Below are 15,653 nucleotides of genomic sequence, written 5' to 3' on the forward strand. Positions count from 1 at the left end.
TCGGAACGCCCGAATACATCCAGTATGCGGACGCTCCTCCGCCTTGCGATGCACCGCATCTGACGCCGCGCGCTGATCCACCAGGGATGACGGGACAGCCCTTAGAAGAGCGCCGGGGCGCCGGCGTGCGCACCGTTCTCGAAGGCCAGCAGGCGCTGCTTGCGGTCGAGGCCGCCGCCGTACCCGGTGAGGCTGCCCGAGGCTCCGATGACCCGGTGGCAGGGCACGATGATGCCGACCGGGTTCCTGCCGTTGGCCAGCCCCACCGCGCGGGAGGCGCCGGGTTTGCCGAGGTGCTCGGCCAGTTCTCCGTACGTCCGGGTCTCGCCGTACGGAATCCGCCGGAGCTCGGCCCAGACGGAGCGCTGGAACGGGGTGCCGGCGAGGTGCAGCGGGAGGTCGAAGTCCCGCAGTTCACCGGCGAAGTAGGCGTCCAACTGCTCGGCCACCTCCTCGAAGGGGCCAGGGTCGGCCACGCCGAAGGTCTCCTCCGCCGGGCGGTGCCGCTGACCCGCCATGTAGAGACCGGCGAGGACCCGGTCGGTGGCGACGAGGGTCAGCGGGCCGTAGGGGCTGTCGATCACGGTGTGCTGCCGGGTCGCGGTGGTGGTGGCGGTGCGGGGCGTGGTCACGAGGCACTTCCTTGCGCGGGAAGGTGGTTGATGGGGTGGTCGTCGACGGTCCACAGATACTGGACGGCGTACGCCCGCCAGGGCCGCCAGCCCGCCGCGCGCGCGGTGAGCGCGGCGGGTGTCGAGGGCAGTCCGAGCTGCTGGGCGGCCCGCCGGATGCCGAGGTCCGTCGGCAGGAAGGCGTCCGGATCGCCGAGCGCCCGCATGGCGATGACCTCGACGGTCCAGGGGCCGAATCCGGGCAGTGCGCGCAGTTCGGCCCGCGCCTTCTCCCAGTCGGTGTCCGTGCCCAGCCGCAGCGAGCCGTCCGCGAGGGCTCCGACGAGGGTGGTGAGGGTGCGGCGGCGGCTGCGGGGCAGGGCCAGCTGTTCGGGGTCGAGCCCCGCCAGCGCCTCCGGCGCCGGGAAGAGGTGGGTGAGGCCGCCCTCCGGGTCGTCGACGGGCGTGCCGTGGGTGCTGACCAGCCGGGCCGCGTGGGTCCGGGCGGCCGCGGTGGAGACCTGCTGGCCGAGCACGGCGCGGACGGCGAACTCCGCACCGTCGACGGTCCTCGGCACCCGGCGGCCCGGCGCCTTGTCGACCAGCGGGGCCAGCAGCGGATCGGAGCGCAGCTGCTCGTCGACGGCGACCGGGTCCGCGTCCAGGTCCAGCAGCCAGCGGCACCGGCTGATGGCCAGGGTGAGGTCACGCGGGTCGGTGAGCGAGAGCCGGCAGGCGATGTGGTCGGGGCGCGGAGTGAGGGCGACGACGCCGTGTCCGTGGGGCAGGCGGAGCGTGCGGCGGTAGGCCCCGTCGCGCCACTCCTCGACGCCCGGGACGGCCGTCGCGGCGAGGTGCCCGAAGAGATTGCCCGGGTTGAGCGGGCCGCGGTACGGAAGCCGCAGCGCTATCACCCCGGGCGTGACCGGCGGCTTCGCCGACCGGGCGGCGCGGCTGCGCAGCTCCCCGGGGGCGAGGGCGAAGACCTCGCGGACGGTGTCGTTGAAGGTGCGGATCGAGGCGAACCCGGCCGCGAAGGCCACCTCGGCCATGGGCAGCCCGGTCGTCTCGATGAGCACCCGCGCGGTCTGCGCCCGTTGTGCCCGGGCCAGCGCCAGCGGCCCGGCGCCCAACTCGGCGAGCAGCTGGCGTTCGATCTGGCGGGCCGAGTACCCGAGCCGGGTGGCCAGCCCGGGCACGCCCTCCCGGTCGACGACCCCGTCCCGGATGAGGCGCATCGCGCGGGCGACGGAGTCGGCGCGCGCGTTCCATTCGGGCGATCCGGGGCTGGTGTCGGGGCGGCACCGCTTGCAGGCCCGGAACCCGGCCTGCTGGCAGGCGGCGGCGCTCGGGTAGAAGGTCATGTTCTCGGCCTTGGGCGGTACGACGGGGCAGCTGGGACGGCAGTAGATGCGGGTGGTCAGGACCGCGGTGAAGAACCATCCGTCGAACCGGGCGTCCTTGGACTGGACGGCCCGCACGCAGCGCTCGGTGTCGGTGTGCATGGTTCAAGCATGGGCCACGGGCAGGGGCGGAGCTGGCGGGAATCCGACATCAGCCTCGCCCTGCCAGGGCTTCTCCGGCCTCCCTGGGGTGCGGTCCGCGCGGGGCCTGAGTTGACAGCCGACGCCCCGGTGAGAGGCTGGAGAAAGCTTCGACGCCCCCGTGGCGGGCCTGAGGCCCGTCGGACTGCGTGGACCGGTCCCGTCCGGCCGCGCAGCGCGGAACGCAAGGGAGAGCCCGCTATGACGGACACGGCCGCGCCCCTCTGCTCCCATCTGGACCAGGTCCGGCGCGTGACCCCGGACAGCCCGGACTCCTGCCCGCAGTGCGTCGCGCAGGGCGACACCTGGGTCCATCTGCGCGAGTGCCAGAGCTGCGGACGGGTCGGGTGCTGCGACTCCTCCGCGAACAAGCACGCCACCGCGCATCGCGAGGCGACGGGCCACCCGTTGATCCGCTCCTACGAGCCGGGCGAGACGTGGTGGTGGTGTTACGAGGACCAGGTGACGTTCGACGTCGACGGTGTGGGACCGGCCCGGCCGGTCTGAGCCCGGCCCGCACGGCGGTCCCCGGGGCCGGCCCGCGCTCACTCAGGTCCGTGCCGCCGGCCGCCCTCTCTCAGGTCCGTGCCGCGGCTCGCGCTCCCTCAGGTCCGTGCCGCCGCCAGCGCCTCTTCGAACTCCACGTACGCGTGCGCGTCGAAGAGCACGAACCGCACCTCTTCGAGGGGCGCGGCCGCCTCCGCCAGCACGGTGCGGACGGCGATACGGGCGCCGTCGTCCATCGGCCAGCCGTAGATGCCGGTGGAGATCGCCGGGAAGGCGATGGTGCGTGCCCCCAACTCCGTTGCCACGCGCAGGGCTTCGCGGTAACAGGACTCCAGCAGGGCCGAGCGGTCCTCGGCGCTGCTCCAGACCGGGCCGACCGTGTGCACCACCCAGCGGGCGTCGAGCTTTCCGGCGGTGGTGGCGACCGCCTGGCCCGTACGCAGTCCCTTGCCGTACGTCGAGGCTCGCAACGCACGGCAGGCGGCCAGGATTTCGGGGCCGCCCCTGCGGTGGATCGCTCCGTCGACCCCGCCGCCGCCGAGCAGGGAGGAGTTCGCGGCGTTGACGACGGCGTCGACGGACTGCTGGGTGATGTCGCCCCGCACGAGGGTGACGGTGACGGTGGAAGGTGTGCGCATGCCGCCATCATGCCGTGACCCGAGCCTCCCTGGCGGCCGGCCGCGCGGGGCGGACGTCAACGGCGGCCGGACGGCCCCGTCCCGCGCAGCCGCCGCCATACCGCCTTCGCCGCGTGGTGGCCTGACATGCCGTGCACGCCGGGGCCGGGCGGGGTCGCCGACGAGCAGATGTAGACCGCCGGGTGCGCGGTCGCGTACGGCACCCGGGCGAGCCTGGGACGGATCACGGTCTGCAGCCCGGAGAAGGCGCCGCAGGCGATGTCCCCGTCGACGTAGTTCGCGTTGCGCGCGGCGAGTTGGGGCGGTCCCGACACCGCGCGGGCGAGGACGACGTCGCGGAAGCCGGGGGCGAAGCGCTCCAGTTGGCGTTCGATGACGTCGGTGGCGTCGCCCTGCCAGCCCGCCGGGACGTGGCCGTACACCCAGAAGACGTGCTTGCCCTCGGGGGCGCGGGACGGGTCGACGAGGCTGGGCTGGGCGGTGATCAGGAACGGGACGCTCGGGTCGCGGCCGGTCACGGCGGCGCGCAGGGCGGTGTCGATCTCGCCTGCCGTGGGGCCGATGTGGACCGTGCCGGCCCGGCGGGCCTCCTCCGCGGCCCAGGGGACGGGGGCCGACAGGGCGTAGTCGATCTTGAAGGTGGAGGCGCCGTAACGGTAGCCGCGGTAGGCGTTGCCCAGCCCGGCGATCCGGGCCAGCGCGGTCGGCGAGGTGTCGAAGACGTAGGCGCGGGCGGGCGGCAGTTCGTCCAGGCGCTTGACCTCCGTTCCCGTACGGATGACGCCGCCCTGCTCCCGCAGGTACGAGGCGAGGGCGTCGGAGACGCCCTGGGAGCCGCCGCGCGGCACCGGCCAGCCGTTCTCGTGCGCGGCCAGGGCGAAGAGCAGGGCGATGCCGCCGGTGGCGAGGCCGCTGGTGGGGGCGATGGCGTGGGCGGCGAGTCCGGCGAGGAGGCCGCGGGCCTTCTCGCCGCGGAAACGGCGGGACAGGAGCGCGGCGGGCTGGATCGCGTCGAGCCCGAAGCGCGCCCAGCGGTAGGGATCGCGGGGCAGTCCGTCCCACGGGGTGCGCAGGAAGTCCTGGGCGAGGGCGTCCCAGTGGCCGAGGTAGGGGGCCAGGAGCCGCCGGTAGGCCCCCGCGTCCTGCGGTCCGAGCGCCATGGCCGTCTCCCCCACCGAGGTGGCCAGCACGGCCGCGGAACCGTCCGGGAACGGGTGCGCCAGGGCGAGCCGCGGCTGCAGCCACTCGAGGCCGTGCCGGGCCAGCGGCATCGCGCGGAAGGCGGGTGAGCCGATGCCCAGCGGGTGGACCGCCGAGCAGGGGTCGTGCCGGAAGCCCGGCAGCGTGAGTTCTTCGGTACGGGCTCCGCCGCCGACGGCCTCCCGGGCTTCGAAGACCTCCACGGCGAAGCCACGGCGGGCCAGTTCGGCTGCGGCGGTCAGTCCGTTGGGGCCCGCCCCCACGACGACGGCATCGAGCATCGACGGCACCTTCGGACTCCTTTGTCAGCCGACGGTCTGAGCACCCAGGATATTCGCAGGCGTCAGCGGTCCGGGCGCGGGTATCGTCCTGCGCGATGACCCCGTCGAACCCCGCACAGCAGCCCCGGCCGGGCCCGACTCCCGGCACCCTCGCGCTACCGGGTGATTCCGCCGTGCGCCACCGGATCGGCGAGATGGCGGAGCGGCTGACCGCCGTGCCCGGCATCCGCGCCGTCGTCCTCGGCGGCAGCCGGGCCCGGGGCGCCCACCGGCCGGACTCCGACTGGGACCTGGGCCTCTACTACCGAGGCGTGCCGGACCTCGCCGCGCTGACCTCGCTGGCGTCCGCGTTCCAGGGCTCCCCGGTCGAGGTGGCCGGGCCGGGCGGCTGGGGGCCGTGGGTGAACGGCGGGGCCTGGCTGCGGGTGGACGGCGTTCCGGTCGACTGGATCCTGCGCGATCTGGGCCGGGTCGAGGCGGTCTGGTCCGACTGCCGTCAGGGCCGTTACGAAGTGGGGGTCCAGCCGGGGCACCCACTCGGCTTCTGGTCCCCCGCCTACCCGGGCGAGGTCGCCCTCGGGCGCGTACTCGCCGACCCTCACGGTGAGTTGACGGCCCTTCAGCAGGCGACGTCCGAATACCCGGAGCCGCTGCGCAGAGCCTTGGCCGATGCGGCGTGGGAGGCGGACTTCTCGGTCGTGGCAGCCCGCAAGTCCGCGCCGGCCGGGGACCGGCTGCATGTCTCACTCTGCCTGTCCCGGGCGTTCGGCGTCCTGGTCCAGTCGCTGCACGCGCACCACCGTCACTGGTGCCTCAACGAGAAGGGCGCGCTGGCCGCCGCCGCGGCCCTGCCCGACACGCCTGCGGACTTCGCGGCACGGGTGGGTGAGGCCCTGCGGGGTCTGGATCCCGCGGCGGTGGAGTCGGCCGCGACGGTGGTGCGGGACGTACGTGAAGTCCTGCACGCCCTGTGATCCGGACGGTGATCCTAGAATCCAGGCATGATCGCTGAACTGCAGTGCGTGGTGCTCGACTGTCCCGATCCGTTGCGTCTCGCGGAGTTCTACCGCTCACTGCTCGGCGGGCGCGTCAACCAGGTGGACCGCCGGTGGGCGGTCGGCGACGACTGGGCCACGCTGCACACCGCCGCCGGGACCGTGCTCGCGTTCCAGCGCGTGGCGGACCACCGGCCACCGCGGTGGCCCGATCCGGAGCGCCCGCAGCAGTTCCATCTGGACTTCGGGGTCCCCGACCTGACCGCGGCCCAGCGAGAGGTGGTGGCGGCCGGGGCGACCGTGCTCGACGACGCCGCCGGGACCGATCGCCCGTGGCGCATCTACGCGGATCCGGCCGGGCATCCGTTCTGCCTGGTCAAGCACGGTAACGGCCCTTCCTGAGGGCGCTCAGTCCCGCTGAATGGCCGCGACGCAGCGGGCGAGCAGCTCCCGCAGGGTGTCGCGTTCCTGCGGTGTGAACTCGTCCGCGATGCGGCGTTCGATCCGCACCGCCCGCTCGTCGGCGAGCCGCAGCGTCTGGGCTCCGGCCTCGGTCAGGCGCGTCTCCAGCATCTTCTGGTGCCAGGGGTGCACGGACCTGACGATCAGTCCCCGTTCCTCCAGGTGCTTCAGCACCGCCGCCATCGCCTGCGGTGTCACCAGACAGGCCCTGGCCAGTGCCGCCCCCGACATGCCCGGGTGATCGGCGAGGGCGAACAGTGCCGCGTACTGCGCGACGGTCAGGTCGGCGTCCTTCAACGCGGAGCTCTTGGCTGCCATGAGGGCTTGCTCTGCACGTTTGATGTCCGCGCCGAGGCGGTCGCCGGCGGTCATTCCCATGCTCGCGAGCGTACAGCGCCGGCCCCGCGACGGGCGGCGGCGAGATGACAGGGATGGATGTTCTATCAAGGCCTTGATATAACTCAGGCCATGGATATTCAAGCAGGGCGCAGCCCCGCGCCCGTCACCTTCGACAGGACCGTCCTGATCACCGGCGCCACCCAGGGACTCGGCCTCCACCTCGCCCGCGATCTGGCCGGACGGGGCGCCACCCTGCTCCTGCACGGCCGGAACCGGGAGCGGCTGGACCGGGCCGCCGCCGAGGTCCGGGCGATCTCGGGCGGCCGCGCCGAGGTCCGCACCTACCTCGCCGATCTCGCCGACCTGGACCAGGTCCGGTCCCTGGCCGCGGCGGTCCGGGCGGCCGAGCCCCGCCTCGACGTCCTGGTCAACAACGCGGTGGCCGGCGGAGGCGCCGAGCCGCGGCGCCGGGAGGTGAGCGCCCAGGGACATGAACTCCGCTTCGCCGTCAACTATCTGACGCCGTATCTGCTGATCAGGGAACTGCTCCCGCTGCTGACCGCGTCGGCACCGGCGCGCGTGGTCCAGGTGGCGTCGGTGGGACAGTCGCCGGTCGACTTCGACGACGTCATGATGGAACGCGGCTACGAAGGCCTGGAGGCCTACTGCCGGAGCAAGCTCGCGATGATCATGTCGACGTTCGACCTGGCCGCCGACGGGACGGCCGGGAGCGGGGTCACGTTCAACGCGCTGCACCCGGCCCATCTGATGGACACCGAGGGGGTGCGGGCGTACGGACTGACTCCGGCGGTCCCCGTCGAGGAGGGCGTGCGTCCCACGGTGCGGCTGATCACCGACCCCGCGCTCACCGAGGTCAGCGGCCGCTACTTCGACCGGTTCACGGAGACGTCCGCCCATGAGCAGGCGTACGACCCGGCAGCGCGCGAACGCCTCGCCGCGCTGACCCGCACCCTGCTGGCCTGAAAAACCGCCCGCTCAGGCCCCGGCGCGCAGCGCGCTCAGGATGCGCTCCGCCGTCGCACGGTCCCGGGCGGCGGTGAAGGGCAGGTCGTTGCCCCCGGCGATCCGGAACGGCGCGCCGGACAGGGTGACCTGGGCGCCGCCCGCCTCGGTGACCAGGAGGAGCCCCGCCGCGTGGTCCCAGGCGTACTCCCAGTTGAAAGCCACAGCGTCCAGCTCGCCACGGGCGACGGCGAGGTATTCGAGGCCGGCCGAACCGCAGGGGCGGGCCTCGATGCCTTCGGTGCGCAGGCCGAGCAGGGCCTTCTTCTGCGCGTCGGTGGTGTAGTCGGGGTGGGACATCGCCACCCGCAGCACGGCGCCGGGCGCGGGCGAGCCGGACCGTATCGCGGTCCCGTCGAGGGTGGCCCCCCGCCCACGGACGGCTACGGCCATCTCGTCCAGGGCGGCGGCGTACGTCCAGGAGGCCAGCAGCTCGCCCCGGTGGGCCAGGGCGACCAGGGTGCAGAACCCCGGTTCGCCACGGACGAACTGACGGGTGCCGTCGACCGGGTCCACGATCCACACGGGAGCCTCGCCGCCCAGCGCCTCGTACACCTCGGGGTCGGCGTGGACGGCCTCCTCGCCGACGACCACGGAGCCGGGCAGGAGCGGGCTCAGGGATGCGGTGAGGTGTTCCTCGGCGCGCCGGTCCGCGGTGGTCACGAGGTCGTGCGGACCGTTCTTCTCGACGATCTCGTGTGCGGCGAGCTGCCGGTAGCGCGGCATGATCTCGGCGGCGGCCGCTGCGCGGACCGCCTCCTCGACCTCGGTCAGGTCCCCGGCAAGGAAGTCATCGATCATGTCCCCCAGCTAAGCACGGGCGGCCGGAGCGCCGACGACGTGGTCATGACGAGGAGGTGGCGGGCCGGCCACCTCCCCGTCATGACCGGGCCGGTGTCAGCGTCCGACGGCGTACCCCTGCATGCCGCGGGGGTTCGCCGCCGCGGAGAGCACCCCGGTCTCCGGGTCACGGGCGACCGCGCACATCCGGCCCTCGGACCACGGGTCGCCGACCGTGACGTCATGCCCGCGCCGACGCAGTTCCGCGACGACCTCGGGGTCCATGCGCTCCTCGACGGTGACGCTGCCCGGGCGCATCCCCCGCGGGAAGAAGGAGCCGGGGAAGCTGTCGTTGTGCCAGTTCGGGGCGTCGACGGCGCCCTGGAGGTCGAGGCCGCCGCGGACCTCGGCGCGCAGGGCGACGGCGAGGAAGAAGTGCAGCTGCCACTGATCCTGCTGATCGCCGCCCGGGGTGCCGAACGCCATCACCGGGACACCGTCGCGCAGGGCGAGGGACGGGGTGAGGGTCGTGCGGGGGCGGCGGCCCGGAGTGAGGGAGTTCGGCAGGCCCTCGTCCAGCCAGGCCATCTGGAGCCGGGTGCCGAGCGGGAAGCCGAGCTCGGGCACGACCGGGTTCGACTGGAGCCAGCCGCCGCTGGGGGTCGCGGAGACCATGTTGCCCCAGCGGTCGACGACGTCGACATGGCAGGTGTCGCCGCGGGTCGCACCGTCCTCGGCGACGGAGGGCTCGCCCCCGGCGACGGCGGCGGTGTCCCTCGCGACCGTCGGCTCGCCCGCGCCGGCCGCCGGCAGGCCCAGGGCGTCGAAGCCGGACGCGCCGGCGGCGACGGCGTGCGCGTGCTCGCTGAGGACGGGGGTGCGCCCGTCGGGGCTGCCGGGGCGGAGCTCGTGCGAGGCCTCGTCGGTGATCAGCGCGCGGCGGGCCGCGTTGTACGGCTCGGAGAGCAGCGTGCCGAGCGGGACCTCGGCGGCGTCGCCGTACCAGGCCTCCCGGTCGGCCATGGCGAGCTTGCAGCCCTCGATGAGCAGGTGCACGTATGCGGCGGAGCCGTACGGCGGCAGCTCGGCGGGGAGCAGGGCGAGCTGTTGGAGGAAGGCGGGGCCCTTACTCCAGCCGCCGGCCTTGGCGAGGGTCCAGCCGTTCCAGTCGTACGTGACGGGCGCCTCGTACGACGCGGACCAGCCGGCCAGGTCGGCGGCGGTGAGGGTGCCGGTGTGGCGGCTGCCGCTGGTGTCCATGGTGGGGGCGGCTGCCTGGCGGACCAGCGCCTGCGCGATGAAGCCCTCGCGCCAGATCGCGCGGGCGGCCTCGATCTGCGCGGTGCGGTCGTCGCCGCCGGTCTCCTCGGCCTCGGCGATCAGACGGCGCCAGGTCGCGGCGAGGGCGGGGTTGCGGAAGAGCCGGCCGGGCTCGGGGGACTTGCCGCCGGGCAGGTACACGTCGGCGGAGGACTGCCACTCGGTCTCGAACAGCTCGCGAACGGTCTCGACGGTCTGACCGACGCGTTCGACGGGTGCGTGCCCGTCCTCGGCGTAGCCGATCGCGTACCGCAGCACCTCGGCGACGGTCCTGGTGCCGTGATCGCGCAGCAGCAGCATCCAGGCGTCGAAGGCGCCGGGGACGGCGGAGGCGAGCGGTCCGGTGCCGGGCACCAGATCGAGGCCGAGCGAGCGGTAGTGCGCGAGGGTGGCGCCGGCCGGGGCGGGGCCCTGACCGCACAGCACCCGCACCTCCCCGTCCGCGGGCGCCAGGATCATCGGCACCTCGCCGGCCGGGCCGTTGAGGTGCGGTTCCACGACGTGCAGGACGAATCCGGCGGCGACGGCGGCGTCGTAGGCGTTGCCGCCGTCCTCAAGGACCGCCATCGCGGACTGCGAGGCGAGCCAGTGGGTGGAGGACACCATGCCGAAGGTGCCTTGGAGGGTGGGTCGGGTCGTGAACATCGCGCGTCACCTTGCTCTGGGTACGGGTGAGGACAGGGCCGCGTCCAGGAGGACCTCGGCGGTCGCGCGGGCCGCGGCCGCCGAGCTCGCGTCACCGTCCATCCGTACCGAAACCATGCACCCGTCGTAGAGCAGCTGCAGTTGGCGCCCGAAGGTCTCGGCATCGGGGACTCCGGCCTGCTGGGCCAGCTCGGTGAGCAGGCCGCGCACCCAGGCCCTGTAGTCGTCCGACACCTGTTCCGTCTTACTGCCGGGGGTCGCCTCGGCACTCGCCGCGGTGAACGCGCAGCCGCGGTGGCTCGGGCCCGCGAACATTTCCGCGAGCGCGTCGAAGACGCCGAGCAGGCGCTCCCGGGGAGACTCGATGTGCTCGAGCGCGGCATGCATCCGTGCGGCGGTGGCCGCGTGCCTGGACCGCAGGTAGGCGACGACCAGTTCGTCCTTGCTTCCGAAGGTGTTGTACAGGGATGCCTTGGCCACCCCCGCGTGTGCGACGATCCGGTCGGTCCCGACCGTGTGCACGCCTTCCTCGTAGAACAGTTCGTTGGCGGCGGACAGCAAGCGTTCGCGCGCGGACGGCCTGCGTTCGTCCAGCCCCGTCCGACTCGTGGTCATGGCGGCCCTCTCCTGTCTCCTTCGCCGTGAAACGACTTCTGGTCGCCGCACCTGCCGGGATGTCACCCTATTGCTGCCTCCTGGCTCACACGGCGTTCGGACAGCAGACCGACCAGGGCCAGCAGGGCGAGAACGATGACGGCGGTACCGTACTCCCGCGCCGTGCTCAGCAGACCCCCGGCATGGACGACCAGGTAGCCGGCTACCACGGACGGCACTCCCATGCCGAGGTAGCACACGACGTACAGCAGCGACAGGACACCCGAGCGTTCATGGGCGGCGGTCAGCGGCATCACCGTGCGGATACCCCCCTGGAAACCGCTGCCGAAACCCATGCCCGCGAGCGCCGAACCGAAGAAGAACAGCGCCGACGAACCGTTCCCTATGGCGACCAGGGTCAACGCGACCCCGGCGACGAGGGTGCCGATTCCGGTGAACATCACTGTGCGCGGCGCCGCCGAATGAAGCACGAGCGTGGCGGCGGCGCCGACCCCGGCCAGCACGAACAGGGCCAGTCCGCCGTAGACGGCTGATGTGGAGTGGGTCATCGTCCGGACCAGGGACGGGCCCAGAGAAGCGTAGAACCCCGCCAGGGCCCAGACCGCGAACAGGACCGGCGCCGCGTTCAGGACCGCACGCCGGACGGTCCTCGGCAGCTTGATGACGGGGATGAGGGAAGCCAGCGCTCCCGGCTCGGGCGTCAACGTCTCACGCATCAGCGCCACGCCCACCGCCTGTACGGCCATGACGGCCACCAGCGCGAGGTAGACCAGGTGCGTCGGTGCCGGCAGGTACTGAACCAGGAAGGCCGAGGCCAGAGACCCGGTGGCCGTTCCCAGACCGGGCGTGAAGGAGTTGGCGATGGTCCCGCGGGGCCGGTCGATGTCCAGCATCCCGGCCCCGACCGCACCTAGTGCGGCACCTGCCGAGAGGCCTTGGATCACACGGCCGATCATCAGTTCCGGCACACCGGAGGCGGTCGCGAAGAGCACCATCGCCCCTGCCTGCGCTGCGAGAGCCGCCAGCAGTACCGGCCGGCGGCCGAGGTGATCCGACAGGCGCCCGAGGGTGAGCAGCGCGACCAGGACGGCGATCGCGTACACACCGAACACGACGGTGGTGGTCAGCGGGCTGAAACCCCATTCCGCCTGGTACACGGCGTACAGCGGGGTAGGGGCGCTGGAGGCGGCAAGGAACGACACGATGATCGAGGCCAGCAGGTAGAACGCCACGCGCGGGGGCAGTGCCCTGGGTTTTCCGGCGGGGAGCGGACCTGCCGATGATGCGGCTGTCATGTCGTGGTCGGGCATCGTCGGCTGCGTCCGCATGTGGTTCCTCGCATTGAGTAGACCGGTCTGTTCAGTCATGCGAAGCTGCCAACACCACATCGGACGCATTCCTTCCCGGTGGGCGCCGCGACCGCCCTCGGCACCTGCCGCACCGCGACGGGGAAGCGGACGTGGAGGGTGCCGGTGAGCGGCCCAGGCCTCTCCTCCGGGAGACGCAGCAGCACGCCGAAGGTGCCTGCTGAACCTCTCTCCGGACCGCAGGGGAACCGTTCATGAGGGGAGGTCAGGTGGGTCTGCTCCGGCCGGCCGCGCCTGCTCGGCAAGCGTGACGACAGGACCGGCTGAGGCATCGAACGCGTGAGTCACCACGGGCGAGGTGTGGGGCGCGAGAAGTCGACGAACCCGCTCCTCCATCGAGTGGTCGGCGGATGTGAGCCGGTAGTGATGCTGAGCCAGATGCTCCCACCATGAAGCGACCAGGTAGTTCTCGATGAACACGTCAGGGCGCCGGCCGTCCTGGTACAGGCCCCAACTGAGCGCGCCTGTGCGCCGCCGCGAACGAGCGAGGTGCAGCATGCACTCCGTGAAGGCCGTGCGACTGCCAGGGGCGACCTGATAGGCGACAGAGACCAGTACCGGCCCCTCGGCCGGTTCCGGCTCGAACAGAAGGGACGGCTCGGGCCAGTGGACGGAGGGCTCGGACTCGCTGGTGGCCGGCGCCTGCAGAGGCCACCTGCGGACACTCGCGGCAGCGAGGACCAGCACGCCACTCCCGGTCAGCAGGGACACCGCCGTTCCCAAGGCATCGGCCAGCGCTCCCCACAGCGGCGCCGTCAACGCCTGTCCCCCGTGGAAGGCCATGACGTAATAGGCGAGGCCGGGGGCTCTGACCCAGCCGTGCAGCCGCTGCTGGATCGCCACGTTGAGGGTGGACACCACACCGATGGAGGCAAGACCCGCGGGAAGGAGCGCCACCACCACGATCCACGGAGTACGCACCACCGCCATGACGGCGAGAACGACGGCGAACACGGCTGCTCCGGCGAAGAGAATGCCGTTGGCCCCCAGCACTCGTCGAAGACGGGGCAGGACGAAGGCCCCGCTGACCGCACCGAGCCCGACCGCGCCCAGAAGGAATCCATAACCGTCCGGGCCTAGCCCCAAGGAGCGGCTCGCCACCAGCGGGAGCAGTGACCACAAGGCGGCCACTCCGGGAATGAACAAGATGGTGCGCAGGAGAACGCGCCCTACGCCGGGCGCATGCCTGACGTAGCGTCGCCCGGCACTGGCGGAGGCCAGGAGGCTCTCGGCTCCGCTGGAGGGCCCTCGTGTGCGCGGTCGCTTCCACAGCAGCAGGGCGGCGGCGACGCCGAGGTAGGACAGGGCGTTGAAGGCGAAGACCCAGCCCGCGTCCGCCGCTGCGACCAGGAGGCCGCCCAGGACCGGTCCGACAGCGCGCGCCAGGTTCATGCTCACGGCGCCCAGTGCGGCGGCCTGCCTCAGTTGGCTACGTTCGACCAGTTCCGGCTGGATGGCGTGCCAGGCCGGCCGCATCAAGGCGGTACCGCATCCCAGCAGGAAGGTGAGGCCCAGCAGCAAGGGGGCGGTGAGTCTGCTGTCGAATGCCAGCACGGTCAGAACGGTGGACACGGCGAACATCGCGAACTGGGCGGTCAGGACCACGGATCGGCGGTCGTAGCGGTCGGCCAGTACGCCGAAAGGCAGTGCCAGCAGGACAACCGGGAGGCCGGCCGCGGTCAGCACCAGCGTCACCATCGCCGCGCTGTGCCCGACGAGGAACCACTGGGTGCCGACCATCTGCATCCAGGTACCGGTACTTGACACCAGATGCGCCATCCAGAGCGCACGATAGGCACGGGTGGCGAACGGGGCCAGTGCTGTCGTACCGACTCGCTTCATGACGGCGACCCAGCGCGTCGCCGCAGCTCAGAAGCTGCTGGAGCGCATCGACCTCCGCCTGCCCGAGGTGGCCCGCCGCACGGCCAGGACCGGGCAGTGCCGGAAGGGCTCTGAGCGGCCTGAGCTTTTACGGTGCGCATCAGCGGGGCTCCCAGGAACAGGAGTCCGGCGGGTCGCAGGAGAAGACCGTCCACAAGACCGCGGGCACGCTGCCCTTCAGCCATGGGCGCATGAGACGTCCTTTCGTTCACCTCACGCCCGCCTCGCGGTTCGGCGGACGCCCCAGCACCGCACAGTGAGCCGGCGGTGGTCATGCGGTGGCGTTCGTGCGTGGCAACGGCCAGCAGCCACTGAGCCGCCAGGAGGTCCCGCAGACCGCTCCGACCGCGGACGCGGGGCCCGGAATGACGGTCCAGGCCCTGAAGCTCGCCTACGGAGCCCGGGGCCCGGACCGCGGGCAGGGGTTGCCCCGCGGAGTCAGCCTTCGTTCCCCGGGCCGGAGAGCTCACTTGCTGAGTGCCGGCGTCGCAACAGGTACTTGTGCCGGCCGGACAGTACGAGTTCACCACGCTGGTTGTGGATCGTGGCGTCAGTGATCACGACGCCGTCGTCGCCCTGGTGCTCCAGACCCCTGATGGTGAGCGCCGGGTACAGGGTGTCCCCGGAGTGAACTTCTTTCAGGAAGGCGCAGGACACCTCCAGGAAGGCGATGAACACCTCCCCGATGAAGTGGGGGAACAAGGTGGCCCCGGGTGCCGTGAAGGCGAGCACTTGCAGGCCGTGCACCACTGGGGCGGCGTGCCCATGCCTGCGAGCCCACTCCGCGTCGTAGTGCACCGGATGGTTGTCCGCGGAGACCGTCTGAAATGCGGCAGCGTGAGCATCGGTCAGAGTGCGACTGGGCGCACGAAAGACTTCACCGACACGCAGATCCTCGAATTCCCTGGCCGGAACGACGTGAAACGCCTCCGGATCGAAGGGTTCCGCCGGGGCGGCCACCTGATCGGTGCTGAACTGAGCCATCGAGCTCTCCCTTTGTCTGTTGTACGGAGCCGGCCTGGAGGGAGCGTTTTGATGTGCCCCCTGATATGACGGAGTGGTGAAGCGGCCCCGAGATCCGGTCGCCCTCGCGTGTGCCGTGCGGCTGCTCTCCGGTGAAATTAGTTGCCGTGGGGCGAGACGCTTGACTCTCCACGTACTCAACGGAGTTCGACAGTGCACTGACGTCCGTGCACCGCGCCAGCACCGGCATGGAGGACCGACGACCGGTACGGGAGCGCGGGCGGCGGGCGCCGCGCACCGCCCGGATCGCGGCAAAGTGTCCGCGGTGCAAGGGGCGTGCCCTCGCGGCCCGCCAGTCGCTCCAAGGGCTGTCCCGTAATCCCTGGGGGATCAGCGCGCGGCGTCAGATGCGGTGCATCGCAAGGCGGAGGAGCGTCCGCATACTGGATGTATTCGGGCGTTCCGACAACGCGGCGAGGTGC

At 72.2% G+C, this 15,653-nt stretch carries 15 protein-coding genes; 4 read left to right on the top strand and 11 right to left on the bottom strand.

The features are described from left to right. Positions 1-101: 101 nt before the first annotated feature. Positions 102-632, bottom strand: coding sequence for a methylated-DNA--[protein]-cysteine S-methyltransferase (locus tag ABZ454_RS38170; protein WP_359544028.1), 531 nt, complete (start codon positions 630-632; stop codon positions 102-104). Next, positions 629-2,116, bottom strand: a complete 1,488-nt coding sequence (locus ABZ454_RS38175; protein ID WP_359544029.1) for an AlkA N-terminal domain-containing protein — start codon at positions 2,114-2,116, stop codon at positions 629-631. The genes ABZ454_RS38170 and ABZ454_RS38175 overlap by 4 nt, the downstream gene beginning before the upstream one ends. Before the next feature lie 240 nt (positions 2,117-2,356). Between ABZ454_RS38175 and ABZ454_RS38180 the strand changes: the two genes are divergently transcribed. Further along, on the top strand, positions 2,357-2,662 hold the full coding sequence (locus tag ABZ454_RS38180) for a UBP-type zinc finger domain-containing protein (RefSeq protein ID WP_359544030.1): 306 nt from the start codon (positions 2,357-2,359) through the stop codon (positions 2,660-2,662). A gap of 98 nt (positions 2,663-2,760) precedes the next feature. Here ABZ454_RS38180 and ABZ454_RS38185 read toward each other — a convergent pair whose 3' ends face one another. Beyond that, positions 2,761-3,300, bottom strand: coding sequence for an O-acetyl-ADP-ribose deacetylase (locus ABZ454_RS38185; protein WP_356322824.1), 540 nt, complete (start codon positions 3,298-3,300; stop codon positions 2,761-2,763). A gap of 56 nt (positions 3,301-3,356) precedes the next feature. Next, on the bottom strand, positions 3,357-4,790 hold the full coding sequence (locus ABZ454_RS38190; RefSeq protein ID WP_359544031.1) for an NAD(P)/FAD-dependent oxidoreductase: 1,434 nt from the start codon (positions 4,788-4,790) through the stop codon (positions 3,357-3,359). 185 nt (positions 4,791-4,975) lie between these two features. Between ABZ454_RS38190 and ABZ454_RS38195 the strand changes: the two genes are divergently transcribed. Next, the gene (locus tag ABZ454_RS38195) at positions 4,976-5,755 is read left to right on the top strand and encodes a nucleotidyltransferase domain-containing protein (RefSeq protein ID WP_359544040.1); all 780 of its coding nucleotides are present in this window, start codon (positions 4,976-4,978) and stop codon (positions 5,753-5,755) included. Between the two features lie 27 nt (positions 5,756-5,782). Continuing rightward, positions 5,783-6,178 (top strand): VOC family protein, encoded by a 396-nt coding sequence (locus tag ABZ454_RS38200; RefSeq protein WP_356322820.1) that lies wholly within the window; start codon positions 5,783-5,785, stop codon positions 6,176-6,178. Between the two features lie 6 nt (positions 6,179-6,184). Here the strand turns inward: ABZ454_RS38200 and ABZ454_RS38205 are convergent, their stop codons facing one another. Continuing rightward, positions 6,185-6,616 carry a MarR family transcriptional regulator gene (locus tag ABZ454_RS38205; RefSeq protein WP_359544032.1) on the bottom strand — a complete coding sequence of 144 codons (432 nt, stop codon included), beginning with the start codon at positions 6,614-6,616 and terminating at the stop codon, positions 6,185-6,187. A gap of 90 nt (positions 6,617-6,706) precedes the next feature. Between ABZ454_RS38205 and ABZ454_RS38210 the strand changes: the two genes are divergently transcribed. Next, positions 6,707-7,561, top strand: a complete 855-nt coding sequence (locus tag ABZ454_RS38210; RefSeq protein WP_359544033.1) for an SDR family NAD(P)-dependent oxidoreductase — start codon at positions 6,707-6,709, stop codon at positions 7,559-7,561. Positions 7,562-7,573: 12 nt separating this feature from the next. Here the strand turns inward: ABZ454_RS38210 and ABZ454_RS38215 are convergent, their stop codons facing one another. The 6 genes from ABZ454_RS38215 to ABZ454_RS38240 form a co-directional block, all read right to left on the bottom strand. Then, on the bottom strand, positions 7,574-8,401 hold the full coding sequence (locus ABZ454_RS38215; protein ID WP_359544034.1) for an inositol monophosphatase family protein: 828 nt from the start codon (positions 8,399-8,401) through the stop codon (positions 7,574-7,576). A 96-nt stretch (positions 8,402-8,497) separates the two neighbouring features. Beyond that, the gene (locus ABZ454_RS38220) at positions 8,498-10,345 is read right to left on the bottom strand and encodes a gamma-glutamyltransferase (RefSeq protein WP_359544035.1); all 1,848 of its coding nucleotides are present in this window, start codon (positions 10,343-10,345) and stop codon (positions 8,498-8,500) included. 6 nt (positions 10,346-10,351) lie between these two features. Then, the gene (locus ABZ454_RS38225) at positions 10,352-10,960 is read right to left on the bottom strand and encodes a TetR/AcrR family transcriptional regulator (protein ID WP_359544036.1); all 609 of its coding nucleotides are present in this window, start codon (positions 10,958-10,960) and stop codon (positions 10,352-10,354) included. 62 nt (positions 10,961-11,022) lie between these two features. After that, the gene (locus tag ABZ454_RS38230; protein WP_359544037.1) at positions 11,023-12,288 is read right to left on the bottom strand and encodes an MFS transporter; all 1,266 of its coding nucleotides are present in this window, start codon (positions 12,286-12,288) and stop codon (positions 11,023-11,025) included. A 231-nt stretch (positions 12,289-12,519) separates the two neighbouring features. Further along, positions 12,520-14,169, bottom strand: a complete 1,650-nt coding sequence (locus ABZ454_RS38235) for an MFS transporter (protein ID WP_359544038.1) — start codon at positions 14,167-14,169, stop codon at positions 12,520-12,522. Between the two features lie 477 nt (positions 14,170-14,646). Next, positions 14,647-15,192 carry a MaoC family dehydratase gene (locus ABZ454_RS38240; protein ID WP_359544039.1) on the bottom strand — a complete coding sequence of 182 codons (546 nt, stop codon included), beginning with the start codon at positions 15,190-15,192 and terminating at the stop codon, positions 14,647-14,649. Positions 15,193-15,653 lie beyond the last annotated feature (461 nt).

Source organism: Streptomyces sp. NPDC005803, assembly GCF_040630435.1.
Taxonomy (GTDB): Bacteria; Actinomycetota; Actinomycetes; order Streptomycetales; family Streptomycetaceae; genus Streptomyces.